Origin of the sequence: Streptomyces sp. AcH 505 (assembly GCF_000818175.1) — a bacterium.
GTDB lineage: Bacteria > Actinomycetota > Actinomycetes > Streptomycetales > Streptomycetaceae > Streptomyces.
Genome location: NZ_JTIY01000011.1, coordinates 1 through 26,681, shown reverse-complemented (window position 1 = coordinate 26,681; position 26,681 = coordinate 1). Strand labels below are relative to the sequence as shown.

Sequence of the window (26,681 nt, the reverse complement as noted above, 5' to 3'; positions counted from 1 at the left end):
CAGGAGGACCCTGCCGGTGGTCGGCGCGTATCCGCGCTCGGGGGCTTCGGCGTAGAGCCTCGCCTCGATCGCATGCCCCCGCGCGACGATGTCGGACTGGCCGAACGCCAGCTTGCGACCCGCGGCGACGAAGATCTGTTCCGCGACGAGGTCGACGCCGGTGATCATTTCAGTGACGGGATGCTCGACCTGCAGGCGCGTATTCATCTCCAGGAAGTAGAATTCGCCCCCACCGAAGATAAACTCCACGGTCCCGGCATTGCGATAGTCGGCGGCGCGGGCGATACCGACCGCGGTCTCGCAGATCCGCTGGCGCAACTCTGGCGACAGCGCGGGCGACGGCGTCTCCTCGATGATCTTCTGGAACCGGCGCTGGACCGAACATTCCCGCTCGAAAAGGTGCACAACGTTTCCGAAGCCATCGCCGAGCACCTGCACCTCGATATGCCGCGGTTTTTCGACATAGCGTTCCACATAGAGACGGCCGTCGCCAAAATATCGCTGGCCTTCGCTTCGCGCCTGCGCGATCGCGTCCTCCAGCGTATCAAGGTCGCGCACGATCCGCATGCCCTTACCCCCGCCGCCCGCGGATGGCTTCACCAATAGGGGCACTCCGATGGTCCGCGCGCGAGAGATGAAGGTTCGCGGGTCGTCCTCTTCGATCGCCGATGGCGCGACGGGAAAACCATTGCGCTGCACGAAATTGCGCGCGCGGATCTTGTCCCCCATCAGTTCGATGCTTTCGGGTGTCGGCCCGATGAAAGCGATACCGGCCGCGGCGACGGTCCTTGCGAATTCTGCATTCTCCGACAGGAACCCGTATCCGGGATGAAGCGCGCCCGCGCCGGCCTCCCGCGCGGCTGCGATGATCTGCTCGGCGTCCAGATAGGCCGCAATCGGCGTGCGCCCGACGATCCTGATCGCCGTATCGGCCATCGCAACCGCCGGCGCCCCCGCATCCACCTCATGGTAGACAATGGCGGAGCGGAGACCCAGCCGGCGCAACGTCTTGACGATGCGGACGGCGATCTCGCCCCTGTTGGCGATCAGAACAGTATCGAAGGGTCGTTCGCGCATCCGTCTATTCGTCCAAACAAACGCCCGATGTCAGCAAACCCGTGAGCTCACGGGCGGTTTGTGCGGCCTTCAATTGGCCGCGTCCGTTTACGTGCCCCCAGGCGAGATGCTCGATGGACCCGAAGATGACGTCCCGCAGGAGCTTGGGATTGACGTCCTCTCTCACCTCTCCGGTCTTGACCGCCTCCCTGACGATGCGGATCAGCACCGACGTGTACCGCCGATTCAGTTCCTGGATGGCCGATCCTTCATAGTCGCTGGCCACCCGCACTTCAGCGATGAAGAGGCGGCACAGATCCGTATCGGAGACGAACACCTCGATATGGCGCTTGATCAGCGCTTCAAGACGGTCGCGGAACCGCTTATGCCTGAACACCTGGTTCTCGAGATCGACCAGGATGCGCTCGTAGAACTTCTTCAGGACGCCGTAGAGAAGATCCCGCTTGTTGCGGAAGTAGCGATAGACGAGGCCGTCCGAGATATCCGCAATTCTCGCGATATCGGCGATCGACGCCCCCTCGAAGCCCTTTTCGGCAAAGGCCCGCTTGGCGGCGTCCAGGATCGTATCATAGCGATCCTGCATGCGCTCTGGACTGATGAGTGGCATTGACTGGCTCCGGGTGCGCGAGCGGCGACGGCTCGCACAATGAATATTGTTCATTATTTTGGAGATCAACGGAACGCCTTCCGTCTCACCCATCACTGAAGTTTCGGCATCGTAGCGCGACGAGAAAGCCATAATCCTTAGCACTCCACAACTCGCTCTCGGCGGCTTGCATCTCCGGCGATTGCGGCTATGATGACATCAAAATGAATTACATTCAATAAGAGATTTTGACAACGCTCGGACGCACGATGCGTTGCCCACGATCCGGAGGACGCATGCCAGGAAAATATTTCGATCAGTTTGCGACCGGCGAGACGATCCGTCACGATGTCAGGCGTACGGTCACCGAGACCGACAACCTCCTCTTCACCGCGCTGACGCACAATACCCAGCCGATGCATCTGGACGCCGAAGCCGCGGCGAAGTCCGAATTCGGGCACATCCTGGTCAACAGCATCTTCACGTTCGGATTCATGCTCGGCGTCTCGGTGACCGACACCACGCAGGGAACGCTGGTGGCCAACCTCGGAATGGACAAGGTGGTTTTTCCTAAGCCAGTACGGATCGGCGACACGCTGCACGCGGAAACGCAGGTCGTCGACATCAGGAAAAGCAAGTCGAGACCCGGGCAGGGCATCGTCGTCTTCCAGCATCATTGCTTCAACCAGCGCAACGAAATCGTCGCGCAGTGCCTGCGAACCGCGCTGCTGAAGAGGAGCGACGCATGATGCGCTCGCTCCTGTTCACGCCGGGCGACAGTCTCCGCAAAATGGAGAGGAGCGCGACCAGCGCCGCCGACGCGCAGATCCTCGAGCTCGAAGATTCGGTCGCCGAACCGAACAAGCCGGCTGCGCGCGATCTCGTCCGCGACTATCTCTCGCTCCATCCAGAGCGCCTGCGGCAAAAGCTCTGTGTGCGGATCAGTCCCCTCTCCTCGCCTCAGCGGCTTCTCGACGCGCTGCAGTCGGTTCCCTCGCGGCCTGAGGAGGCGGAAATGACTGATCTGATCGCGACAAACGAGGCGACCACCACCGGCGAGGCGTTCGAGCGTGGGGTCAGCATCTACTCCGCACGTCATCAAACACGCGAAGCCGGCTCAACGGCGGCATTCGAAAAACAACCAACCGTGAGGGAATCTCCCGATGACACATGGCAACCACCCCACGACGGCCTTCGGGCTGAACGAGGAGCAGCGGGCAATTCTCGATCAGGCCGATCGTTTCGCCAGAAACGAGCTATACCCCCTCGCACAAAGGATGGACCACGAGGAATGGTGGCCGCAGGATGCCTTCCCTCGGATTGGCGATAACGGCTTCTTCGGCGCCACCATTCCCGAGGACTATGGCGGCGCGGGGCTCGATCTGCTCGCGGCTGGGCTCGTGCTGCAGGGCTTTGCGCGCTGGAACCACGCGATGGCACTGTCGTGGGTCGCGCACGACAATCTCTGCGCCAACAATATTTATCGCAACGGAAACGAACAGCAGCGGCGGAAATACCTGCCGGATCTCTGTACGGGCCGGGCCATCGGCGCCCTGGGCCTGACGGAGCCCGGCGCAGGCTCCGACGCGCTGGGATCGATGCGCACAACCGCTCGACGTGACGGCGATCACTATGTCCTCAACGGCGGCAAGATCTTCATTACCAACGGCCCCGTGGCCGATGTCGTCCTTGTCTACGCCAAGACCGACCGGGACAAAGGTGCGCACGGCATTTCCGCATTCATCGTCGAGAAGAGCTTTCCGGGATACAAGATCGCGCAGAAGCTGACGAAGATGGGCTATCGCGGTAGTCAGACGGCCGAACTCGTCTTCGAGGATTGCCGTGTGCCGGTGGCAAACCGCGTCGGGCCCGAAAACGCCGGCGTCTCCATCGTGATGAGCGGCCTCGACCTCGAACGCGCGATGATCGCTCCGCTGTGCCTCGGCGTCGCCGAAAGAGCACTGGAGCTGTCGGTCGACTACGCCCAGACCCGGCGGCAGTTCGGCAAGCCGATCGGTTCGTTCCAGATGGTACAATCGATGCTCGCGGAGATGTACGTGCAGGTTGAGACCATGCGAACCTTCACCTACCGGGTGCTGGCGGAAGCGGCACCGCTTGAAATCGGCGGCGGTGGCCGCGGCGATATTCACAAGCTCACGGCGGCGTCCGTGATGTACGCTGCGCAGGCCTGCCACGACGTCCTCGACAGGGCGGTGCAGATCCATGGCGGCAGCGGCTATATCTGGGAATCGGAAATCAACCGCCTGTTCCGATCGACCAAGCTGCTGGAGATCGGCGCCGGCACGACCGAGGTGCGCAAGATGATCATCGCGGGCGAATTGCTGAAGGGCATGGCCCGCTGACGTTTCGGCAGCCCTCGAGAGACCGACCGAAAGGGAGCGACATCCAATGCCGACAGACACAACGCCACTCAAGCTGGGATTGCAGGATGCCGAACTCGCAGTTCATCCGACGGTTTATGCGCCGGGACTCTTCACAGGCCAGGTCGCCGTCGTATCGGGAGGCGCAGGAGGAATCGGTCGTGCGATCTGCTGGCTGCTTGCCCGGCTCGGCGCCCACGTCTGCGTGGTTGGGCGGACGCAGGCCAAGCTGGAGGAGATTGTCGGGAAACTCGCCGATGCCGGGCTGAAGGCCTCGGCTGACGCCGCGGACATCAGGGATCCCGATGCGGTCGACCACCTGTTCGATCACTTGTGGTCGACGCATGGGCGGGTCGACATGCTTATCAACAGTGCCGGCGGGCAATTCCCGCAACCCGCGATCGACTTTTCGGTCAAAGGCTGGAACGCGGTCGTGAATACCAACCTGAACGGCACGTGGTTCATGATGCAGGCCGCGGCCAAGCGCTGGCGCGATCACGGCCACAGAGGCAGCATTGTCAACATCGTCGTCGTGACCACGCACGGGTTGTACGGAATCGCACACACCGTTGCGGCCCGCTCCGGGGTCATCGGACTTTCGCGCGCTGTCGCGGTGGAATGGGCGCCTCTTAACATAAGGGTCAATTGCATCGCACCCGGAGCGATCGAAACCGAAGGATGGGCGGTGTACACGCCGGAAGCCCGAGCCGCCTATCCGCGATCGAATCCGATGATGCGGTCCGGCTCCGCGTGGGACATCGCGGAGTCATGTGCCTATCTTTCCGCTTCCAGCGGAAGCTTCGTGACAGGCGAAACACTAACCGTGGACGGTGGTGGCCAGCTATGGGGAGAAACGTGGACGACCGGAAAGCCTGATTACTTCGAGAAGAAGATGTAGATGGTCTTCGCTCAGAGCGCCCGTTCCAACAACTGCCAGGCAGAACTCATGACCGGATAAAATTTGGGGACAAGATCAAAGCGGTCCGATCTCCTTTCATATGATCGGCAAATGAGTTCTCGGAAACTCACGTCCGCTGCAGGAGTCGACTTTGACAAAAATCAACCTGGTTACCGATCCCGCGTTCGGCGCCGATCCGACCAACACCACTGACAGTACCGCGGCTTTTGCGGCCGCGCTCGCGGGTCCCGCCGTAGCGATCGTTCCGCCCGGCACCTACAAGATCAACAACCTCGTCGTTCCAAGCGGCGCCTGCCTGATCGGCTATTCCGCCTTTGGTTATGGAGGTGTCGGCACCGATAACCAGACCATCCTTGTCGCGCTGAACAGCTCAACCGTCCGCGTGCTGAACGTCGATGGCGCTTCGAACGTGCTGCTGGCGGGCTTTCAGATCGAATGCGACTACACCCTGAACGATGTGCGCAATACCGCCTGCGACGGCATCTCGGCCGGCGCCACTGTGCTGAACATCCGTGACGTCACGGTGCGGATGGGACGCTACGGGCTGGGCGGCGCAGTTGCGGCCGGCGCAAGCACCGCCAACGGCATCTGCTATCTGAGCAATTGCGAGTTCTTCGGCTGCGTCACGGGCATCGGCGATCTGGTCGATGCATGGCTGACGAACTGCTACATGAGTTACTGCACGACGGGCGCGGCGTTCACCGGGCAATCCGGCTCGATCACCGTCGTCGGCAGCCGCGTCGAATGGAACACCACCAACGGCATACAGATCGACAACGCATCGGACATCATCCTGTCCAGCACGACGTTCGATCGCAACTATGTCTCCGGCCTCTATCTGAACGGCACCTACAAGGCATCGATCACCGGATGTTATTTCAAGCGCAACGGCAGGAACCTGGACGGCAACTCCTGCCATATCCGCTTCAATTCGGCGGGCTTCATCAATGTCACGGGCTGCATCTCGCGCCACGGCCAGGACGACGACGGCACCGGCAACGACGCGCCGGCGATCTGGGCCCGCGAAAGCGGAACAAGCGGCGACATCACCTTTGTCGGCAACGACCTCTCCGGCACGACCGCCACGCAACCGATGACGCTCGGCAGCCTGTGGGCCGGCAATCTTCCGGCGGGTTACGCGTTCTCCAACAACACCGGCCTGCTGATGGACGAGCGGTCGAGCGGGCGCCCGGTGGTGCAGAGCGGCTTTCCCTACCAGGACCTGCAAAACATCAACCAGCCGGCAAACTCGACCGGAACCATCCAGTTCGTCCACGACCCGGTGCCTGCCTATAGCGGGATCACGCACAAGCTGCGCGTGACGGCGCGCAACCAGAACACCGGCGTCATGGCTTCGGCGGAGTTCAATTACCTGATCCAGCGCGAGGGCGGCGCGCCAACCATCACGCCGTCGGCGGCGTTCGGAACCATCGGCACCGCCGGCACCATCGCCTTCGGCCCCGGCACGCTGCGGCTGAGCTGGACCGGCATCGCCGCCGATGTCTCGACCTATACCCTCAGCGTCCAGAACACCAGCACAGCGACCCAGTACATCACCGCCCAACTTTATTGAGTGGAGCGCTCGCATCAGGACCATGAAAGACAGGAGCATCGGCTTACCGATGCTCCTGTCCCGAATGACGTCGGCTTAGCGTGGCCGGATTCAGCTCACTTTACCCGCGGAATAAATCCGGGCACGCCGGTCTTCACCACCGCATTGAACCTGATGTTGGTGGTGATGCGCTCGCGCATCTCCCGCATGGCGTCTTCGGGCAGAGCCGAGATGTCGAAGTTCTCCTGGATACGGCGGGGGTTCTTCGACGTTGTCAGGAACGCACTGCCACGCTGCACCGCCCAGGCCAGCGCCACCTGCGCCGGTGTCTTGTGCACGCGCGCGGCAATGGCGGTAATGACCGGGTCTTCCAGCAGGTTCGGATCCATGGCGTGTCCCAGCGCAGCAAACGCCAGCAGCACAATGCCGTGCTCGCGGCAGAATTCGAGCAGCTCCCATTCGGGCAGATAAGGATGCGATTCCACCTGCACCACCGCCGGCTTGATGCGTGCAACCGCGACGATCTCCTTGAGTTTCTCCAGGCTGATGTCCGAGAGGCCGATCGACCTGGCGTGCCCCTCGTCGACCAGGCGCTCCAGCGCGCCCCAGGTATCCGCCAGCGTCACGCCGGAATCGTAGATCACCTGTCCCTGGGCGTCCCGCGGGTCCTGGTTGTCGCCGGGCTGGAAGGCAAAGGGCGTGTGAATGAGATAACAATCGATGTCGTCGACCTGCAGGCGGCGGCGGCTGGCGTCGAAGGCCGCCCTCACCCGCTCCGGACGATGATTGGTGTTCCACAGCTTGGTGGTCACGAACACCTCGTCGCGCCGGATCGCGCCCGCCTTGAACACCTCCTGCATGGCCTCGCCGACGGCATCTTCGTTGCGATAGCGCTCCGCGGCATCGAGATGGCGAAATCCTGTCTCCAGTGCCGCCTTGGTCGCTTGCCGGGTGGCGACGGGATCGGGGATCAAGGTGCCGAACCCGACCGCGGGGATCGCGCCGGAGCCGTGGTTGAGAGGAATCCGCATCTCGCGAAATTTGTCGGATGTTGTCATGGTCCTGCTCCTTGTTGTTTTGGTTGGTTGTTGTGAGATGGCCTCTGGATCTTCGATCAACGTCAGGCGTGTCAGCCAGCCGGGCGCGGCTTGCGCAGCAACAGCACAAGCGGGCTCACGATCAGCATGGCGAGCATCAGGATCTTGAACTGGCCGATGACGGCCACCACGGCGGCCTGCTGGGTCACCATCTCGTTGAGCCTGGCAAGTGCGGATACCGGGATGGTATCGGAGAGATGGGCGGCGGCGCGGGTCACCGTCAGGTTCTTGGCCAGTGCAAGGTGCATCGCCTGGGTGTTGTTGGTGAAAAAGATCTGCACCACCGCGATGCCGATGGTGGCGCCATACAGCCGCGCCAGGCCGAGCAATGCGCCGCCTTCCGGGCGCAGCTTCGGATCGAGCGTGCCAAACGCGGCCCTGGCCAGCGCCGCACTCAATAGACCGAGGCCTGCGCCTTGCAGCAGGCCTGTGCGCACCACCGGACGCCAGTCCATCCCGGAGGAATAACCCAGCATTGACCAGTTGGCATACACCACCAGCGCCATCCCGCCGATCATGAAGGGGCGGTAGTCCATACGCGCGGGGATGAAGCTCATCAGCACCGTCGTACCCACCAGGGTCAGGCCGCGCGGGATGGTCATGTAGCCGGTGGTATCGACGGGATAGCTGAGCAGCTCCTCCAGCATCGGCGAGGTCAAGGCGAGCGTGGGCAGCAGCACGAAACCAACGGCAAACGACACGATGGTCGAAAGCACGAGATTGCGGTCCCGAAACAGCGCGGTGCGGAGAAAATGCTCCCTGGTGGTCAGCACGTGCACGATGAAGAGATAGAATCCCAGCAGTGAGGCGATCGCCTCAACCCAGATTTCCGCCGAGGCGAACCAGTCCAGACGCTCACTGCGGTCGAGCAACATCTGCAGGCCGATCATGCCCAGCGAAAAGGTCGCGAGGCCGAAGAAGTCGAAGGCTTGAGCCCGCTCCGCCTTCTTCTCGGGGAGCGACAGGACCATCACCAGACCAATGAAAGCCACCATCGGCAGGCTAGCATAGAAGATCGAATGCCACCCCTGATATTCGCTGAGCAGCCCGCCGATGCCCGGCCCGCTGCTGATGCCGAGCAGGAAACACGCCGTCCATGTGAGGCTGGCCCGCGCATGACGCTGCGGTGACACCACATCGAGCAGGATCGCCAACGAGAGCGGACCAAGCGGACCGCTGGCCGCGCCCTGGATGATGCGCGCCAGCACGAACTGAAGCGACGTCGTCGCCAGCGTGTTCAGGACAAGCGCGGCCGCGAACACCGCGAGCGACACCAGATACACCGTCCTGCGGCCATAACGCCCCGCAAGCCAGTGGGTCATCGGCATGATCACGGCGCTCGCCACGATATAGGACGAGAAGATCCAGCCGACCTCGTCGTTGCCCATGGAGAGCGTGCCCTGGATATGCGGCAGGGCCGCATTGGGCAACGAGATGTTGACGGCCTGCATGTAGGTCGCCATCAGCGCCGCCGCGATCATGGCGCGGCCGCCAGAGGCCGCAGGGGGCGATGTGAGAAGGTTGCTCATTTGGCCTGCTCCTCCAGTGCCAGTTGGAACGGATGGCGCCAGCTGCGGCGATGGCCGGTATCGACCCGCGCCGTCACACTGATGCCGGAGAACAGCGGCCGCTTCGGATCGATCTCATCGAATTCGAGGCGCACCGGCAGGCGCTGCACCACCTTCACCCAGTTGCCGGTCGCGTTCTCCGGCGGCAACACCGCGAAATCCGATCCGGTGCCCGGGCTCATGCTGACGATGTGCGCCTTGAAGGTGCGATCGGGATAGGCGTCGACGTCGATGCTCGCCTCCTGGCCGGGGCGCATGTAGGTCAGCCCGGTCTCGCGGAAGTTCGCCTCGATCCACACCCGCCGGCTGGACTGCAGCGAGAACACGGGAGCACCGGCATTGACGAAACCGCCGATCTGCAAGTCGTCCACCTTGGTCACGATCCCGTCGTCGGGCGCCGTCACCGTCGCATAGGAGAGATCGAGCCGGGCCCGGTCGAGCTGCGCCTTGGCGGCGCGCACGGTCGGGTGGCTATCAATGGCGATATCCGGATCGCCGTTCAGCGCCACCACGGTGCTGGCGATCTGCTGCTCGATCGACACGATATGCTGTCGCGCGACCTTGAGGTTGGTCTCGGTCTGGTCATACACCGCACGCGGCGTGAAGTCGGACGCCACCAATGCCTTCTTGCGATCGAACTCGCGCTCGGCAAAACCGGCCGAATCCCTCGCCGACTGCAGCTCCGCCTGTTGCTGACGGTAGGTTGCCTTCAGCCCGTCGATCTGCAGGCGCGCGCTGCCGAGCCGTGCTTCGGCCTGATCCACCGCGATCTGATAAGGCTGCGGATCGATCCGGAACAGCACCTGGCCGCGCCGGACGCGCTGATTGTCCTCGACGGCGATTTCCACCGCCTGCCCGGCCACCCGGGCGTTGATGGTGACCTTCGCCGCGCGCACGAACGCATTGTCGGTCGACACATAAGGCTCTTCCGCGAGGTACGCGGCGAAACCGAACGCGGCAAGCACGATCGGCAGTCCCAGCATCAAAGGCCGCCGCAACCGCTCCTTCATTGTCCGTTGCTGCGGCGCGACCACGCGCTCGCCGGCTGCGGGACCATCAATCGCTCGCTCGAGCCGCGTCTCGCCGCCAAACCGGCGGATTTCAGGGGAGCCGTGACCGTCAGCCGGTTGCACCGCCCGGACGCTGACCAGTTGCAGCGCCGGCTTGCTCTGATTCAGCTCCATTGGGAAGCCAACCCACTGGGCGAATGACGAAAAATCAAATCGCATCGAACCCTCCATGCGCCTGTTGCATTTTGTAACGATTCATATAAATATCGTACCAGGGCGACGGAAGCAAGGTGGCTGCGCCTTTTATTTTGTAACGTTTCATATAAATATGACCGAGCACGCAACGAGCGGGAGTTGGCGAGATGCCACGCAAAAAAAGCGAAACGGGACCGGCGCCGCGCGGGCGGCCCCGGGCCTACGACACACAAACGGCGCTGAAGCAGGCCACGGAGACGTTCTGGCGAACCGGTTATGCCGGGACATCCCTCGACAGCATCGCGGCGGCGACCGGCATGAATCCGCCGAGCCTTTATGCCGCCTTCGGCAACAAGCACGCGCTCTATCTCGAGGCGTTGGCGCGTTACTGGGAGGACAGCCTCGCCGCGACGCGCGAGGCGCTCGCGCAGGATCGTCCGCTGCCGGACTCGCTGATGGCGGCCTATGACACGGCGTTATCGATCTATTTTTCCGGCAAGGGATCCGCGCGGGGCTGTTTTGTAGTCGGCACCGCTGTCACCGAATCCTTTGATGATCCAGCCATCCGCAGCAACGTGGCCGCGGGACTGCGCAGGATCGACGCCGATTTCGAGACACGGTTCCGCACGGCCCGGGAGACAGGCGAACTCGCAAGCGATGCCGATCCCGCGGCGCTCGCGGTTGTCGCCGCAGCCACCATGCACACCATCGCCATCCGCGCCCGTGCCGGCGCCAGCCGTGCCGAGCTGCGAGAGGTGGCGCGCAAGGCAGTGAGTGTGATTTGTGGAGGCGCGGGAAAGGCGAATTAGCCGGGCGGACGACACGGCCGACTATCCCGACCACTCCAGCAAGCTCATGCTGACATTGCTGCGTCGCGCGCTCACCGTAGGTTGGCACGGAGATCCCGCACGCCACGTCCCAGTCGCTCGCGCAACAGGGTTCGCAGCGTTGCGCCGTCGACGTAACCGACTTCAGCGGCGATGGCGTCGAGATCGAGGCCGCTGCCGTGCAACAGGGACTGCGCGCGCTCCACGCGCAGGTCCTGGAAATAGGACAACGGCGACTTGCCCAGCACCGCTTCACAGCGGCGCTGCAGAGTGCGGGCGCTGGTGGCGAGAGCGCTGGCGGCATCCTTCAGCGAGAAGCCGTCCTTGAGATGGTCGCGCGCCCATTTCTCGAAACGCAGGATCAACGGATCGGCCTGCGCCAGATGATTGGGAATGATGTAGGGTGCCTGCGAGGTGCGGATGTCGGCCAGCAGGTAACGCGAGACGACTGACGCGAGCTCCGGGCTCGCCTTGCGGATCAGCCACAGCGCAAGATCGAGATGCCCCATTGCGGCGCCGGCCGTGACGCCGACATCCGTCGGCACCAGCATGCGGGACTCGTCGAGCAAAACCCCGGGGTAGCGTTGCCGGAACAGCGGCGCGAGCCACCAGGTGGTGGTCGCTTCCCGCCCGTCGAGCAGCCCGGCTTCCGCCATGATGAAGGTGCCGATGCAGGACGCGCCGATGGACACGCCGCCCGCATGCCATGTCCGCAATTGCGCCGTGGCGAGACGGACATCCGAACGTGCGAGCGCCGGGATCAGCTCTGCAGGCATGGCGGTGCCGAGCGCGGGCACGATCACCCAGTCGGGCTTCATATCCGGCGTGATGGCGGCTACCGGGATCGGCATTCCCTGACCGGAACGCACGCGGCGGCGCACACCCACCACCGACACATCGAAACGCGGCGTGCCGCCCATCTCGCGGGCCGCGAAACGATGGGCGAGCCCGAACGCGTCGCGCATCACGGCGAGGCCGGTGTCGAACAATCCATCGAGCGCGAGGATGGTGATACGCATGGCGTAAATGACCTTAAAGATGGCAGTTACGACGCTACCGAAAGGGCGATGCGCGAGCTAGATATCGATCGCCGACTGATCAACCAGCAGCCCGCTCACCGCGCGATGGATATACCCATCTATCTGACAATACAAAATTTTCTTGAACATTCAACGCGGCAATCGGCGGCGTAAATGACACTAAAATTGTCATTTCTGCCTCTGCTGACGCTCAGGCCCGGCACGTAGTGTTGTCATCAAAATCTCGATCCCAGACAAGGAGAACACCATGAAGGTTCTGGCCATCGCGTCCATCAAGGCGCCGCTCACGCCGGAGCAGCGGCAGCAGATCATGCCGCAGGAGGTCCCCGCCACGCTGAAGCTCTATCTCAACGGCACCATCGAGCAGATGTGGTTTCGTGACCAGGCCGGCCCGGTCTTTCTCATGAACGCCGAGTCGGTCGCGCAGGCCAAGACGGCGATCGACGCACTGCCGCTGATGGTCGCCGATCTCGCGACCTACGAGTACATGCCACTCAGCCCGCTGATGCCGCTTGGCATGTTGATCCAGGGGAAGTGAACCACGGGTCGCCGTGAAACCCACTATCCTCGTCGCCGGCGTGACCGGGCAACCGGGAGTGCCGGCGATGGCTAGCGAGCGCCGCGCTCGTCCACGCGCGACGCCCGCTGCCCCCACAAACAGTGACGCACGTGAGGAGAGCACAATGACAACCAGACTTGCCGCCGGACTCGTTGCCGTGATGATTGGCCTGACGGGCGTCAATCCCGTGCGCGCGCAATCCGCACCTCCGCCGACGCCGACCACGCGAATCCTCGCCATCGGAACGCTCAATCCGGGGGTCGATCCCGCCGCCGCACGCGCGATCCTGCCGACCGAAGTGCGGGAGACCGTGAAACTCTATCTCGACGGCAAGATCGACCAATGGTTCTCACTGCAGGGGCGCCCCGGCGTGGTCTTCATCCTGAATGTCACCGATGCCGCCGCCGCCCACGAGATGCTCGAAAAGCTGCCGCTGGGACAGGCACATCTGATGAGCTTCGAATTGATGCCGCTCGGTCCCCTCAATCCGCTGCGCCAGTTGCAGGGAATGGCGACGGGATCGCCTTAGGCATCGAGAGAACTTCGTTGCGTCGTTGCAATGCGCGGCGCAACCGGGCGCGCGCTCGGCGGTCACGATAAATAGGAGATGCCGAGCCATTCCGCCGCGAGAGCCGGCTTGTCCAGACCTTCGATTTCGACGGTCACTTCGTTGCGCATCATGACTTCCTTCTCCGTCCGGGGGGTAATTTCCTTGAGGACAAATCGTGCGCGGATGCGGCTTCCGGACGGCACTGGCGACACAAACCGGACCTTGTCGAACCCATAATTGACCGCCATCACCCGGTTGGAGACATTCGGCAATGCGTCGTAAGCCATGGCGGGGAGCATGGACAAGGTGAGGAAGCCATGGGCAACAGTACCGCGGAACGGAGTCCCGGCCGCGGCGGCCGGATCGACATGGATGAATTGCCAGTCTTCCGTCACGTCGGCGAACGCATCGATGCGTACCTGGCCAACGTCGAACCAGCGTGACAATCCCACCTCCTGGCCGACCCGCTTTGCATAGTCCTGCAGAGAAACACTCGTCATCGCTTCATCCTCAACTTGTGCGGCCAAGACCGCTACGCTCAAAACTCGTTCCGCCGATCGGCTGATCCTTGCCTGGATCAGCCCGCGTAGCGCGGTGACGGGCGCCCGACCGTCACCAACGACTTCGAGAAGCTTGTCCGGGCATTCTCGAATTCGTCCCACGCTGCGATATCAGGAAGGGTCGGAAAGCAAACCAGCTCCTTCATGTCGAGGGCCTTCAGCGCGGCTGCGACCAGTTCGTCCGCAGAGATGAAGAGATGTTCCGAGAAAATGGACGAACAGACACCGGATGCCTCGAAAAATTCGGTGCGCACCGGCCCAGGCAAAACGGTCTGCACAACAATCCCGCTACCGGCGCACTCGAGTTGCAGCGAGCGGGAGAAATTCAGGACATAGGCTTTCGAGCCGCTGTAGGCCGCCGCAGTTGCGGACGGCGCCAACGCAATGACCGATGCGATGTTGATGAGGATGCCATGGCCGCGCCGCCGAAACCCAGCAAGGGCCGCGCATGACAGGCGCGTCAACGCCAGCACGTTGATCCGGACGAGATTTTCCAGGGCATCGACGCCGGCGCTGGCGGTGGAGCCGAGCGCCCCCAGGCCCGCATTGTTGACGAGAACATCGACGTCCTCGTTCTCCCTGAGCATCCGCTCCAGACCCAGCAGATCATCGGGATCGGACAGGTCGGCAACGTACGTGACGACCTGCCGTCCCTCCTGAGCGCGGATCTTGTGGGCAATGGCTTCGAGCCGATCCCCGCGTCGAGCGACAAGGATCAGATCGTAGCCGCGACTTGCCAGATGTTCGGCATAGGCCATGCCGATCCCGGATGACGCGCCCGTTACCAGTGCAAATCGCCTGATATCACTCATGAGCTCCCGCCGCAGACCGATCGCTATCCGCCGCCGCATCGCGTGACGGCGGACATGATCCACGTAAGAAAACTATCGCTCTGCCCGCTACAGCGAATTTGACGATCGACGCCTCATCGCTGAATAACGGCCGCGTATTGCACGCGCTCGGCCGCGCCGGCACGAAGCACCGGCCGTACGTGGCGGATAGGGGTTGGATGCGGCGCCGACCCAGGCGGGCCTCGCCGGCTCCTTACATATCGGATTTGCGTCGGGCCGGCCTGCGTGGCCGATGTTCGCCCGAGAGCCAGCTTCGCGATTTCGCAAACTCGCTCTCGAGGAACCGCCTGACATCCCTGGTCAGCTTTCTGAGGTCGCTTTCGCGCCGGCGAAGCAGCCAGACGTTCATGGAGGTGGATTCCTGCGGGAGCACACGAACGAGACCTTCGGCCAGTGCGAAGGGAACAGCGAGCAATGCCAGCCCAAGCCCTTCGACCGCGGCAGCAAAATGATTGGCAATCGGCATGACACGCAACACGCTGCGCACATCCGCCGCAGCGTGGAAATGCGTCATCAATTGCATCTGGCCGGCCCGCTCGCCACGAAGGCCGGCAAAATCCGCGGAGCTGCCGATGATGTCGTGATCCCGGAGTTCCGACAACTGCCGTGGCGCCGGGTGCGCGGCCAGATATCCCTCGGACGCGAATATCCCGAGCGGAACGCTGGCGACCCGCTTGCCGATCAGCTCATTTTCACCGGGGTCGCCCATCCGGATGACGAAATCGAGGTCGCTCGCAGCCACGCCTTGCTGATGAACCGTTGAAATGATCTCGAGATACACCCGGCTGTTGACGTCACGCAGCTTTCGCACGCGGGGCAAAAGCCAATGTTTCGTCAGCCCCTCCGTCGCGGATATCCGGACAACCGACGACCTCTGCCCGACGCGGGAGCGCAGATCACGCTGAAACGATTCGAACGCGGCCACCATATCGCCGGCCGAGCGTCGCAGATCTTCCCCTTCCTGGGTCAGCTTGACCCCGGACGACGCCCGAAAGAACAATGGCGCTCCGGTATATCGCTCGAGCTCTTTAAGACGCCGGCTCAATGTCGGCTGGCTCATCCCGAGGATCTGCGCGGCACGATTCACACTGCCTGTCCGCGCAACGACAAAGAATAACCGAAATAAGTCCCAATTTGCTTCCGCCACAATGTCTTCCACGGTAGTCGGACGATCGATTAAGTTTGTGATTGCTAGTTTACGCGCCTTTCATGCCCCCGCCAATACCGCTCGCGGAGTTCACGCTTCAGGATCTTTCCGCTGGGATTTCTCGGCAGCGTATCGATGAATTCCACCGACTTCGGAATCTTGTAGCCCGCGAGCCGCTCCCGCGCATAACCGAGGATATCGGCAACATTCGCAAGGCAGCCTTGTTTCAACACCACAAGCGCCTTCACCGCTTCGCCCCATCGCTCATCCGGAACGCCGATCACCGCGATGTCGGCAATATCCGGATGGCCATACAGCGCGTTTTCGATTTCCGCGGGATAGATATTCTCGCCGCCCGACACGATCATGTCCTTGACGCGGTCATGAATGTAGAGATAGCCGCTTTCATCGAGATAGCCGGCGTCGCCGGTATGGAGCCAACCTGCCTTGATGGTCCTGGCGGTATCCTTGGCGCGCTTCCAGTACCCCTTCATGTTCTTGATGGTGCGGCAGGTGATCTCTCCAACCCGTCGCGGCGGAAGTGGACTGCCGTCGGCGCCGACGATACGCAATTCCACCCCCGCGACCGAACGCCCGCACGATGTCATGACGTTGCTGGAGAGGTTCAAGTGATCCTCCGGCGAAAGCGCCGAGATCATCCCTGTCGTTTCGGTCAGACCGTAGATCTGAACGAACCCGGTGTGCCTGAACACGCGAACCGCCGATCTCAGGAGTTCGAGCGGGATCGGCGACGCGCCATAGACGATCCGCCTCAGCGACGAGAGGTCGGCGCGCTCGATCTGTTCGTCCGCCAACAGCGCAGAAATCATCGCCGGCACCAGAAAGGCCACAGTGGTGCGTTCGCGCTGGATCGTTTCGATGACATGAGCCGGCACGAATTCGCGGGCGACAATCGTTTTCAGGCCCACCAGCAGCCCCAGCATGCCGACCCCGCAACCGGCAATGTGAAACAATGGCATTGCCAGCAGCAAAACGTCGCTGGCCGCCCATGCCCCCCACACGTCGAGGGTATTGGGCATCCCGATCATGAAATTGTCGTTGGTGAGTTCGACGCCCTTGGGATGCCCGGTCGTTCCGCTGGTGTACAACTGAACACACACATCATCGCCCCGCGCCGCGAGCCGGGGATCGCGGCCGGCCTGCGCATCCCGCCATGCGGCGTAGCTGTCGTTGATGACGATGACATCGCGAACGGAAGTCAGTTGATTGCGGATCTTGCCGAGCGTTTCCAGAAACGAAGCGCCGATAAAAAGCACCTCCACCAAGGCATCCTGGAGCACAAACGCGATCTCCGGAGCTGCGAGCCGGGCATTGACCGGCACCAGCACGGCATTTGCCTTGGCCGCGCCGAACCAGATCTCGAAGAATCTGTCGCTGTTCCTGTCGAGAATGGCAACGCGTGCGGAAGGCCCGACACCGGCGGCTATCAACCCGTTTGCCACCTGGTTCGAGGCGAGATCGAGACCGGCATAAGTCGTCTCCCTGCCATCGAAGCTCAACGCCACCGCATCCGGAGCCAGATCCGCGTGATACCGTGAAATATCGGCCAGCAATTTGATCGGCGGGGCAGTCGACGTGCCCCCTCTCGTTTCGGACATGCAGCGCTCCCTGAGCGGAGCTCCGTTCGCGCGGGCTCCTTGGGATCCAGGTTTGACCGGCGGCGGCGGGTGGCGATAGTCATGATTTTGGAGAACCGTTATTCACCGAGGAATGGAGCGCGTCCGGGCGCGCGGGACGCGCTTATTCACATCCGTCGTCCGGTTCAACATAAACACCATGGCGGCCGCGGCGTCGGGAATGAAGACTACCGGCCTTTCACCACGAGAACAGGACGGACATGACCGCGTACCAGGCCCCGCTGACGGATATACAGTTTCTGCTCAACGATGTTTTCCAGATCGACCGCTTCAACAATCTGGCGGGCTTCGCCGATGCGTCACCGGACCTGCGCGAGGCCGTGCTGATCGAGGCCGCGAAGCTCAGTGAGAACGTGCTGCATCCCTTGAATGCGACCGGCGACAGTGAAGGCTGCATCCGTCACGATGACGGCCGTGTGACCGCACCAAGGGGATTTCGCGACGCCTTCCGGCGGTTGGGAGACGGCGGCTGGATCGGCCTGTCGGCTCCGACCGAGTACGGCGGCCAGGGATTGCCGGACACACTTTCACACGCGGTCGGGGAAATGTTCTCCTCCGCGAACATGGCCCTGGAAATGTATGCCGGCCTGACACGGGGCGCCGTCGCGGCATTGCTCGCGCATGGCAGTGACGAACAAAAACGACTGTTCATTCCCAGGATGCTGGCCGGCGAGTGGACCGGGACCATGAACCTGACCGAGCCGCATTGCGGCACCGATCTCGGGATGATGCGGACAAAGGCCGTGAAGCGGTCCGACGGCAGCTACAGCATCACCGGAACCAAGATCTTCATCTCCGGCGGCGAGCAAGATATCAGCGAGAACATCGTTCATCTCGTCCTCGCACGCGTCGAGGGCGCACCTGCGGGCATCAAGGGAATCTCGCTGTTCGTCGTTCCCAAGCGGCTCGTCAATCCGGACGGCTCGCTGGGCCGCGCCAATGGCGTCTCATGCGGTTCGATCGAGCACAAGATGGGCATCCGCGGCAGTTCGACATGCGTCCTGAACTATGAAGGTGCGCACGGCTGGCTGGTCGGTAAAGAGAACAAGGGCATGCAGGCGATGTTCGTCATGATGAACGATGCCCGGCTCGGCGTCGGGATGCAGGCCCTGTCGCAGTCGGAAGTCGCGTACCAGAACGCGGCAAGCTATGCCAGGGAGCGCCTTCAGGGACGCTCCCTGGCCGGCGCACGGGAGCCGGAGCAGCCGGCGGATCCGATCATCGTCCACCCTGACGTCAGGCGGACATTGTTGACCATCCGCGCCTTCAATGAAGCCGCCCGTGCGCTGGTTTTGTGGACCTCGCTGCAGAGCGACATCGCCCACCGCACGCAGGATGCGGGAGAGCGCGAGATGGCGGATGACCATATGGGACTGGTGACCCCGATGATCAAAGGCGTGCTGACCGACAAGGGATTTGCCAATGCGGTCTGCGCACAGCAGATGTTCGGCGGGCACGGCTACATCGTCGAGACCGGCATGGAGCAGTTTGTTCGCGATGCGCGCATCACCATGCTCTACGAGGGCGCGAACGGCATTCAGGCGCTGGATCTGGTGGCGCGAAAACTGCCTCGTGACGGCGGCCGCGCCATCAAGGCCTTTCTCGCCGAGGTCAACGGCTTTATCGAGGATCACGCCAGGACCAATGACCTCAAACCGTTTTTCGCGCCCCTCGAGCTTTCACTCTCGGATCTGGACCAGGCGACGTCCAGCCTGATGCAACAGGCCGCAACGGACCTGAACGAAGCGATCGCCGGATCGACCGACTACATGCACCTGTTCGGGTTGGTGGCACTGGGATACATGTGGGCTCGCATGGTCAAGACCGCCCGGGACAAGATTGCAGCGGGGGAACGGTCCGCCCACCTCGCGACCAAACTCCTGACCGGCCGCTTCTTCATGGACCGGATGCTACCGGAAACCTCGGTCCACCTCGCGCGCATTCGCGCGGGCGGCCGGGTGATCATGGATGTCCCGGCGGAGGCCTTCTGACCGCGCACGAGAAGAACATCCGGCCCGTCCAACGACGGGCCGGACAGGTACCGTCGCGCTCAGGACGCCGACAGGACGGCCGTCAACCCGCCATCGACGGCGAGAATCTGCCCCGTGATATGCTTGCCGGCATCGCTTGCGAACAAAAGCGCCGCACCCTTCAGATCGTCATCATCGCCGATCCGGCGCAGCGGCACGCCTGCGGACAATTTTTCGACGCCCAGCGCGGCGATCGTACCCTTGGTCATTTTCGACGGGAAGAATCCGGGTGCAAGCGCGTTGACCGTGATGCCGTAGCGGCCCCAGCCTCCCGCCAGGGCGCGCGTGAAGTTGACCACCGCGCCCTTGCTGGTGTTGTAGGCGATCGTCTGCATCTCGCCGGTGCTGCCGCGCAGGCCGGCGATCGATGCAAGATTGATGACGCGGCCGTATTTGTTGGGAATCATCGAGCGCTTTCCGATCTGCTGGCTCAGCAGAAACAAGGAGCGGATGTTGAGGTTCATCACCTTGTCCCAGGCCTCGACGGGATGATCTTCGGTAGGGGCTCCCCATGTCGCACCCGCATTGTTGACGAGAATGTCCACCCTGCCCAGCTTGGCGATCGCCTCGTCCGCCAGCCGCTTGATGTCATCGTCCCTGGAATTGTCGGCGGCAACCCAGTCCGCCTGGATACCGAGACCGGCAAGATGCGCCTGTGCCTGCTCGAGGTCGGCGGCCTTGCGCGACGATAAAACGATCCTGGCGCCCTGCTCGCCGAGCGCTTCCGCGATCTGCAGGCCGAGTCCGCGTGAGCCGCCGGTGACAAGCGCCGTCTTCCCGGTGAGATCGAAAGCCTTCTTTACGCTGCCCATATCTGGTCTTTCATGGCTGGTGGGTTGAACCGTGTTGACGTCGAGGAGCGCTCAGCGCCCACGAAACACCGCCGCGCGCCGCTCGATGAACGACTGGATTCCCTCTTTGGCATCCTCGCTGTTCAGAACCCGATCCCTGATCCTGGGGATGTAATCGATGGCGGCCTTCTCGCCGCTCTCGATGTATTTCAAGGCGGCCTCCTTGGTCACCCGAATGCCGATCGGCGCATTGCCGGCGATGAGCTGTGCAATTTCCATCGCCCGCGCAACCTGCCGACCAGGCGCCACAACTTCCTGAACGAAGCCGATCTTGTGGGCACGCTGCGCATCGAACTCGTCGCAGAGAAACAGATGATACATCGCATCGCCCCACCCCGCCCGGGTCAGATACCGGAAGTGCCCCCCGCCCAGCGGCGCGATGCCACGCTTGGATTCCATCTGGCAGAAACGGCTGTCGTCAGCGGCGACGACGATGTCGCCGGCGAGCATCATTTCGATGCCGATCGTGAAGACGATGCCCTGGACCGCGGTGACGACGGGTTTGCGACAGCGGCTCTTGAGCGCGAAGACATCGACATTGCCTTCCTTCAGGTCCCATTTTTCCGCCTTCGGACCAAAGAATTTCGGCATGTCGAGGCCGGCGGTGAAATCACTGCCTTCCGCGCAGACCACGCCGGCCCAGTAATCCTCCGTGCGATCCAGCAACGTCATCGCGTCGGACATCTGCGCCATCATCTGCGGACTGAAGGAGTTCTTCTTCGCCGCGTTGTCGATGACGATCTTCAGCACGTGTCCGTGCACTTCGGTCCTGATCTGCCCCACCGGAGCCTTGGTCTCACTCATCTGCGTTCTCCCGAATATCGCGAATTGCCGGACCCGGCCGCGCCTGTCCGCCGATCGGCCATTCGCGCGATGCCGCCTTTTTTGCGCGATGCAGTCCAGGCATCCGCGCACGGCCGGCGCTTTCCAGCCGGCCTCACCTGACAGCCGCGCTTCCACCCTCGCTACAAAAATTCTGGATCAGCGTTATTCACCTGCGAATTGGCATCCCGCTTTGCCGACCTGTAGGCTAAGGCGAACGATCCCGGGATTGTACAGGGGATGAATCACAGGCCGCCCGGCCCCATGCGGCCGGCCAGGGAGAATGGATCATGAGCTCAGCACGCTTCGAGAAGCAGGGGAATGTCGGCGTCGTCACCATCGACACCCCACCGATCAATCTGGCCGACAACGCGCTTTTTTCCGCTCTCGTGAAAGTGCTCGACGAGGTCGAGGCATCCGACGTACGCGCGCTTCTGGTGCAGGCCGAGGGCGATCACTTCGGCTGCGGCGTCAATGTGAAGACCACATTCGTGGGGGTCGATGCGAAGGGTGCGCGCCAGATGCTGGGCCGCGGAATCCCGATCGCCACACGCATGGAAGGCCTCGACATGCCGGTCGTTTGCGCCGTCCAGGGGCTTTGTCTAGCGGCGGCGCTTGAGATCGCGCTGCGGTGCGACGTGATCATTGCGGCCGACGATGCGCAGTTTGCGCAGGTCGAACAGCATATCGGCGCCACCACCTACCTGGGCGGCGCCTATCTGCTGGCCGAGCGCTGTGGCCCTGCGCGCGCCCGGGAGATCTGCTTCACCGGCGACTTCTACGACGCCGCGTCCTTCGAACGCTGGAACATCGTCAATAAGGTGGTCCCCCGGGCATCGCTGCGCACCGAGGCGATGGCGTGGGCGCAAAGGTTCGCGAACGGGCCAACCAAGGCTCACGCCGCCACCAAGCGGCTGGTTCGCGCTTTCCTCGATCATGGCGTGCGCGCCGCGGACGAACTGCTGATCGATCTCGGCACCCCGCTGTTCGATTCGGCGGACTTCAAGGCCGGCGTACAGGCCGTGGTGGAGCACGGTTCGAAAAACTTCCGTGGGAAGGTCACCTTTCGCGGTACTTAACAATACGGCACACTTGGTGCGTCACCACAACACGATCCCGCCGAAAGTAATCCAATGCCGATCGATAGCCCGCTGTTTCGTCCGTTCCAGCACAAATCCCTTGCGCTGCCCAATCGCGTCGTTATGGCACCGATGACCCGCTCGAAAAGCCCCGACGGGACCCCCGGCGAAGACGTCGCGGCCTACTACCGTCGCCGCGCGGAGGGTGGCGTCGGCTTGATCATCACCGAGGGCACAACCATCGATCGCGCCGGCGCATCAAACGACGCGAACATCCCGAACTTCTACACTCCGAAGAGTCTCGACGGCTGGCGGCGCGTGGTGGAGGCAGTTCATGCCGCCAACGCCATGATCGCCCCCCAGATCTGGCATCAGGGCATGGTCCGCAAGCCCGGCACCGGGCCCCGTCCGGACGGCAAATCCGATGGCCCTTCGGGACTTTCAGGCTCGGGCAAACAGGTCGCCGAGCCCATGACCGACAGCGACATCGCCGACACGATCGAGGCTTTCGCCAAAGCCGCCGAGGTGGCCAAGGCTATCGGCTTCGACGCGGTCGAATTGCACGGGGCTCACGGTTATCTGGTCGATCAATTTTTTTGGGAAAATTCCAATCGCCGCGACGACGCCTACGGCGGCGACCTGGTGAAGCGCACCCGCTTTGCCGCCGACATCATCGCCGCCATCCGGCAGCGCGTCGGCCCCGACTTCGTTATCATTCACCGCTTCTCGCAGTGGAAGCAGCAGGATTACGGCGCCAGACTGGCACGCACTCCCGGCGAACTCGCCAGATTTCTGCAGCCTCTGGTGGATGCCGGCGTGGACATATTCCATGGTTCGACGCGGCGGTTCTGGGAACCCGAGTTCGAGGGCTCCGAACTCAACCTCGCAGGCTGGAGCAAGAAGCTCACCGGCAAGCCATCGATCACGGTTGGATCGGTCGGCTTGAAGGGCGGCGATTTCATTCAGTCCTACAAAGGCCAAAGCGCTGATGTCGGCGAGCTCGACGGCCTCGAAGCTCGCCTCGCCCGCGATGAATTCGATCTGGTCGCCGTCGGTCGTGCGTTGATTACCGATCCGGAATGGACAGCCAAGGTGCGGGACAGGCGTTTCGCAGAACTCGCGCCTTTTTCCCCGGCTGCAATGGCTGCACTCTAGATTTACCCAACGGCGCATTCCGAGCCATGGGCCCCGCGCACAGCCGCTCGACGTGAGGAGTCCCCCCATTTATTGACACCGGATTGTCCTGGATGCGCGACCATCCAGCAGGCCGCAAAGGCAAGCCGAGCCGGCTGACGTCGTAGACTTTAACCGATTTTTAACGACAACCGGCCGAACCTCATATTTCCAGATATTTCCGAGACGCTCCAATCCGAACGTCTGATGCTGTGCTTCCTGCTCCTGAGGGCTCCATCATGAGTACGATTGCCGCAACGAACTCTTCTGCCGACAATGCCATCGTTTCCCTGCTCCGCTCCGGATCGATGGCCGGCACGGAAGCCTCCGGCCAAATCCAGACCCCGGCGAAGCCATCGCCCTCGGGCGATCCCGTCGACATCGTCGATCTCTCCGATCGTGCTCAGGCCGTTCTCGCGCGAGCGAAGGTCGACAAGGTCGCGGCTGACCGTCTCGCGGCGCAGGTGCAGGCCGCGAAGGGCAGCGACAAGCCGGGACAATCATCAACGGCCGGCGACGCATCGACGCCGTTACAGACAACACGTTATGCCCAGTGGGCCGCGACGCTGACGGCGCCCTCCACGGTGCGGGACGCTCCCGCGCCCTACGGCGACCCGACGACATCCGACGCCCAATTCATCAAGGACAACGCCATCAACGAGACCTTGCTGGGGCTCGCCGACACCTACGACAAACAAGGCTTCTCGCCGGACGTCGGGCAAGCCATCAGGACTGCGGTCGCCAATGGAACGTTCAAAATTCAGCAAGCGTCCGACGTTCCGGATCTGAATATGCACTCGGTCAATATCTATACGCCCAGCAGCATTGGCGGCCCCAGCCAGTGGGGCTCCGTGTCGCAAAGTCCAACGGGGACCACGAAACAGGCTCTCGACCAGGGCAAGGCCCTCGCGCTGTGGAGCGCGGACCGCGGCAATATCTACATCAGCTGGTAGTCGGCTGGCCGACCTTCAGCCATCGTGACGGTCACGATATGGCCTCGCCGGCTAGCCGCACAAAACAAACGATGGCCGTCAAGAACAGCGCGCCGCCTCACGTACGTGCAAGAACCCGCCTGTGCTCGACAAGCGACATCGCCCCAAGCACCAGAATGGCAACGGCGATCAGCGGAATGGCGGTGAGAATGATATCGCGCGCGGGCCAGTGGAACGACAGCATCACACCGCCGAGCGCCGGCCCGACGACGGAGCCGATCCGGCCACAGGCTGCGGACCATCCCACCCCTGTGGTTCGCAACACCGCGGGATAGAACGAGACGGCCAGCGCGCTCTGGCCGACACAGCCAGTGATGAGTCCCGCGCCGATCGCGCCGATCAGCGGTAGCAGCAGGGAAGACGACGACGCGATCTGACTCATGGTTGCAACCGACACGATCGCAACCAGCGAGGTGAGCATCAATGTGGGCTTGATGCCGAACCTGCCCATGACGCCGAGCACGACGAAACCACCGACGACTCCGCCAACACCATAGGCCGCGGCGCCGAGTGGAGCCTGGAGCGGCGAGAAGCCGAAATCGGCAAGCAGGACGGGGATCCAGGAGGACAGCGCATAGCTGACCAGGAAAATCAAGAACGCGAACAGCCACAGCAGATAGGTGATGACGCCGAGGCCATCGGCGAACAACGCATCGAGTGTCGCCCGCGAGCGCGGGCTATCGACCCCGGCCTGTATCATTGTCTGCGCGGGAGCCGACAGCACCCAAACGAACAGTGGCAGCACGAGCAGCGGTAGCAGGCCGCCGACGACGAAAATCGACTGCCATCCGAATTTGGCCATCAGCGGCCCGCCGATCAGGCCTCCGACGACACCTCCGGAGGACAACCCCAGTGTCACCAGCACCGCCGCGGTCGGCCTGAATCGCTCCGCAACGACATGTGTCGCGGCGGTCACGGCAATCGGCAGCGCGCCACCGAGGCCGATCGCGGCAATGAAACGCAGCACCGACAGCGAGCCGACGCCCTGCGCCAATGCCGAGAGCAGCGTCCCGGCCCCGAACAACACAACGCTGGAGATGCCGACGGTGCGCTGCCCGAAGCGCCCGGAAAGAGGGCCGCATGCGGTGTATCCGACGACGGCGCCAATGTTGGCGGCGACGAAGGCCGGCGTGAACATCGCCGGCGTCAACGCCCATGTCTTCGCCAGCATCGGCGCCGTGATGGAGACGGCACCGGCGTCCAGCCCGTCGAGCAGGACAACGAGAAAGCAGACAAAAAGCATTCCGGCGCGCGCGTAGGTCAAAGGCCGCTCTCCACTCAAACTTCGCAGTGCCAAAATGAAGGGGATTTGTTATACTCTGTCGAGACATATGCATGGGATCGTTCGTTCCAGTTTTGGAACGCCGCGCGGCAAAAACGGGAACGCATGGGAACGGTCGACGATCTGATCCTGCTGACGGAAATCATCGAAGCGGGAAGCCTCTCGGCGGCCAGTCGCAAAACCGGAATTCCGAAGTCGACCCTCAGCCGGCGGATGGACGATCTCGAGAAGGAGTTGGGCGTCCACCTGCTGAATCGCGGCTCGCGCAATTTTGCCGCTACCGAAATCGGGACGTCGGTGTTCGAGCGCGGACAGAAGATCAAGGACGAGCTCAGAATCATCAAGGCGTTGGCGGAAACCCGCACCCAGCGCCCTGCCGGGACGTTGCGCATCACCTGTCCCGTGGTCCTGACCGAACGCCTGATCGCCGACTTTGCGATCAATTTTTCCCGGACCTATCCTGACGTGCGTATCAGCCTCAACACCACGGGCGGATCGTTCGATCCGAAGATCGAGCATTACGATCTCGCGATTCAGCCTGCGCGCGAGGCGCTGACCAACTCCGAGCTCGTCCGGCAGAAGCTGGACGTCACATCGTACTGTCTTGTCGCCGCACCCGGCTTGATCCGCTCGTTGGGAAAGATATCTGCCCCAGCGGATCTGAACCATTGCGCCGGCATCGGCTGGGCCGCCGACGGCTTCAGCCCGAGCTGGCGGCTTGTGAACAAGAGCGGAAAGTCGGCGCAGATCAAGGTCGATCTAAAGTTCAATACCAACAACCTGAACGTGATCAGGCAGGCCGCGCTCGCCGGGCTCGGTCTGGCTCGCCTCCCCGTGAGCCTTTGCGAGGCCGAGTTGCGCGACCACCGGCTGGT

The 26,681-nt window shown here is 62.7% G+C and carries 25 protein-coding genes; 12 read left to right on the top strand and 13 right to left on the bottom strand.

The window, feature by feature from the left end; genetic code table 11:
- The coding region (locus HY68_RS38070; RefSeq protein WP_042002074.1) for a biotin carboxylase N-terminal domain-containing protein at positions 1–1,077 on the bottom strand (1,077 nt) is incomplete at its 3' end.
- Positions 1,078–1,081: 4 nt separating this feature from the next.
- Positions 1,082–1,777 carry a TetR/AcrR family transcriptional regulator gene (locus HY68_RS38065; protein ID WP_198533555.1) on the bottom strand — a complete coding sequence of 232 codons (696 nt, stop codon included), beginning with the start codon at positions 1,775–1,777 and terminating at the stop codon, positions 1,082–1,084.
- Positions 1,778–1,932: 155 nt separating this feature from the next.
- On the opposite strand from HY68_RS38065, the gene HY68_RS38060 reads away from it, so the two are divergent.
- From HY68_RS38060 to HY68_RS38045, 4 genes are all read left to right on the top strand, one after another.
- Complete coding sequence (locus HY68_RS38060; protein WP_347560699.1) at positions 1,933–2,412, top strand: MaoC family dehydratase; 480 nt, start codon at positions 1,933–1,935, stop codon at positions 2,410–2,412.
- 414 nt (positions 2,413–2,826) lie between these two features.
- Positions 2,827–4,026: an acyl-CoA dehydrogenase family protein gene (locus tag HY68_RS38055; RefSeq protein WP_042002065.1), complete on the top strand. Its 1,200-nt coding sequence runs from the start codon at positions 2,827–2,829 to the stop codon at positions 4,024–4,026.
- A 46-nt stretch (positions 4,027–4,072) separates the two neighbouring features.
- Positions 4,073–4,942 (top strand): SDR family oxidoreductase, encoded by an 870-nt coding sequence (locus HY68_RS38050; protein ID WP_042002063.1) that lies wholly within the window; start codon positions 4,073–4,075, stop codon positions 4,940–4,942.
- A gap of 151 nt (positions 4,943–5,093) precedes the next feature.
- Positions 5,094–6,536 carry a right-handed parallel beta-helix repeat-containing protein gene (locus HY68_RS38045; protein ID WP_042002060.1) on the top strand — a complete coding sequence of 481 codons (1,443 nt, stop codon included), beginning with the start codon at positions 5,094–5,096 and terminating at the stop codon, positions 6,534–6,536.
- 95 nt (positions 6,537–6,631) lie between these two features.
- Here the strand turns inward: HY68_RS38045 and HY68_RS38040 are convergent, their stop codons facing one another.
- The 3 genes from HY68_RS38040 to HY68_RS38030 form a co-directional block, all read right to left on the bottom strand.
- Positions 6,632–7,573: an aldo/keto reductase gene (locus HY68_RS38040; RefSeq protein ID WP_042002057.1), complete on the bottom strand. Its 942-nt coding sequence runs from the start codon at positions 7,571–7,573 to the stop codon at positions 6,632–6,634.
- A 71-nt stretch (positions 7,574–7,644) separates the two neighbouring features.
- Positions 7,645–9,141 (bottom strand): MFS transporter, encoded by a 1,497-nt coding sequence (locus HY68_RS38035; RefSeq protein ID WP_042002053.1) that lies wholly within the window; start codon positions 9,139–9,141, stop codon positions 7,645–7,647.
- Complete coding sequence (locus HY68_RS38030) at positions 9,138–10,409, bottom strand: HlyD family secretion protein (protein ID WP_198533554.1); 1,272 nt, start codon at positions 10,407–10,409, stop codon at positions 9,138–9,140. Before HY68_RS38030 ends, HY68_RS38035 begins: the two co-directional genes overlap by 4 nt.
- A gap of 143 nt (positions 10,410–10,552) precedes the next feature.
- On the opposite strand from HY68_RS38030, the gene HY68_RS38025 reads away from it, so the two are divergent.
- Positions 10,553–11,194 carry a TetR/AcrR family transcriptional regulator gene (locus HY68_RS38025; RefSeq protein ID WP_042002050.1) on the top strand — a complete coding sequence of 214 codons (642 nt, stop codon included), beginning with the start codon at positions 10,553–10,555 and terminating at the stop codon, positions 11,192–11,194.
- Between the two features lie 71 nt (positions 11,195–11,265).
- Here HY68_RS38025 and HY68_RS38020 read toward each other — a convergent pair whose 3' ends face one another.
- Positions 11,266–12,231 carry a helix-turn-helix domain-containing protein gene (locus HY68_RS38020; protein ID WP_042002047.1) on the bottom strand — a complete coding sequence of 322 codons (966 nt, stop codon included), beginning with the start codon at positions 12,229–12,231 and terminating at the stop codon, positions 11,266–11,268.
- Between the two features lie 268 nt (positions 12,232–12,499).
- Between HY68_RS38020 and HY68_RS38015 the strand changes: the two genes are divergently transcribed.
- Positions 12,500–12,790, top strand: coding sequence for a hypothetical protein (locus tag HY68_RS38015; RefSeq protein ID WP_042002044.1), 291 nt, complete (start codon positions 12,500–12,502; stop codon positions 12,788–12,790).
- Positions 12,791–12,935: 145 nt separating this feature from the next.
- A complete protein-coding gene (locus HY68_RS38010; RefSeq protein WP_052457578.1) occupies positions 12,936–13,340 on the top strand; it encodes a muconolactone Delta-isomerase family protein in 405 nt (134 codons plus the stop codon).
- A gap of 62 nt (positions 13,341–13,402) precedes the next feature.
- On the opposite strand, the gene HY68_RS38005 is transcribed toward HY68_RS38010, so the two are convergent.
- From HY68_RS38005 to HY68_RS37990, 4 genes are all read right to left on the bottom strand, one after another.
- Complete coding sequence (locus HY68_RS38005; protein ID WP_042002039.1) at positions 13,403–13,861, bottom strand: MaoC family dehydratase; 459 nt, start codon at positions 13,859–13,861, stop codon at positions 13,403–13,405.
- Positions 13,862–13,938: 77 nt separating this feature from the next.
- A complete protein-coding gene (locus tag HY68_RS38000) occupies positions 13,939–14,796 on the bottom strand; it encodes an SDR family oxidoreductase (protein WP_198533553.1) in 858 nt (285 codons plus the stop codon).
- Positions 14,797–14,965: 169 nt separating this feature from the next.
- On the bottom strand, positions 14,966–15,931 hold the full coding sequence (locus tag HY68_RS37995) for a LysR family transcriptional regulator (RefSeq protein ID WP_198533552.1): 966 nt from the start codon (positions 15,929–15,931) through the stop codon (positions 14,966–14,968).
- Between the two features lie 32 nt (positions 15,932–15,963).
- Positions 15,964–17,538: a fatty acid--CoA ligase gene (locus tag HY68_RS37990; RefSeq protein ID WP_042002033.1), complete on the bottom strand. Its 1,575-nt coding sequence runs from the start codon at positions 17,536–17,538 to the stop codon at positions 15,964–15,966.
- Between the two features lie 239 nt (positions 17,539–17,777).
- Between HY68_RS37990 and HY68_RS37985 the strand changes: the two genes are divergently transcribed.
- The gene (locus tag HY68_RS37985; protein ID WP_042002030.1) at positions 17,778–19,568 is read left to right on the top strand and encodes an acyl-CoA dehydrogenase C-terminal domain-containing protein; all 1,791 of its coding nucleotides are present in this window, start codon (positions 17,778–17,780) and stop codon (positions 19,566–19,568) included.
- A 59-nt stretch (positions 19,569–19,627) separates the two neighbouring features.
- Here HY68_RS37985 and HY68_RS37980 read toward each other — a convergent pair whose 3' ends face one another.
- Both HY68_RS37980 and HY68_RS37975 read right to left on the bottom strand, forming a co-directional pair.
- Entirely contained in the window at positions 19,628–20,419 is a 792-nt protein-coding gene (locus HY68_RS37980) for an SDR family oxidoreductase (protein ID WP_042002027.1), read from the bottom strand.
- A gap of 51 nt (positions 20,420–20,470) precedes the next feature.
- Positions 20,471–21,262: a crotonase/enoyl-CoA hydratase family protein gene (locus HY68_RS37975; protein ID WP_042002024.1), complete on the bottom strand. Its 792-nt coding sequence runs from the start codon at positions 21,260–21,262 to the stop codon at positions 20,471–20,473.
- A gap of 308 nt (positions 21,263–21,570) precedes the next feature.
- On the opposite strand from HY68_RS37975, the gene HY68_RS37970 reads away from it, so the two are divergent.
- The 3 genes from HY68_RS37970 (at position 21,571) to HY68_RS39935 (ending at position 24,485) form a co-directional block, all read left to right on the top strand.
- Positions 21,571–22,359, top strand: a complete 789-nt coding sequence (locus HY68_RS37970; protein ID WP_042002021.1) for an enoyl-CoA hydratase/isomerase family protein — start codon at positions 21,571–21,573, stop codon at positions 22,357–22,359.
- A 54-nt stretch (positions 22,360–22,413) separates the two neighbouring features.
- The gene (locus HY68_RS37965; RefSeq protein WP_042002017.1) at positions 22,414–23,514 is read left to right on the top strand and encodes an NADH:flavin oxidoreductase; all 1,101 of its coding nucleotides are present in this window, start codon (positions 22,414–22,416) and stop codon (positions 23,512–23,514) included.
- 257 nt (positions 23,515–23,771) lie between these two features.
- The gene (locus tag HY68_RS39935) at positions 23,772–24,485 is read left to right on the top strand and encodes a hypothetical protein (protein WP_157874591.1); all 714 of its coding nucleotides are present in this window, start codon (positions 23,772–23,774) and stop codon (positions 24,483–24,485) included.
- A 97-nt stretch (positions 24,486–24,582) separates the two neighbouring features.
- Here the strand turns inward: HY68_RS39935 and HY68_RS37955 are convergent, their stop codons facing one another.
- Positions 24,583–25,788: an MFS transporter gene (locus HY68_RS37955; RefSeq protein ID WP_157874590.1), complete on the bottom strand. Its 1,206-nt coding sequence runs from the start codon at positions 25,786–25,788 to the stop codon at positions 24,583–24,585.
- 123 nt (positions 25,789–25,911) lie between these two features.
- On the opposite strand from HY68_RS37955, the gene HY68_RS37950 reads away from it, so the two are divergent.
- Positions 25,912–26,681, top strand: a 770-nt coding sequence (locus tag HY68_RS37950; RefSeq protein WP_042002014.1) for a LysR substrate-binding domain-containing protein, incomplete at its 3' end; no start/stop codon positions are given.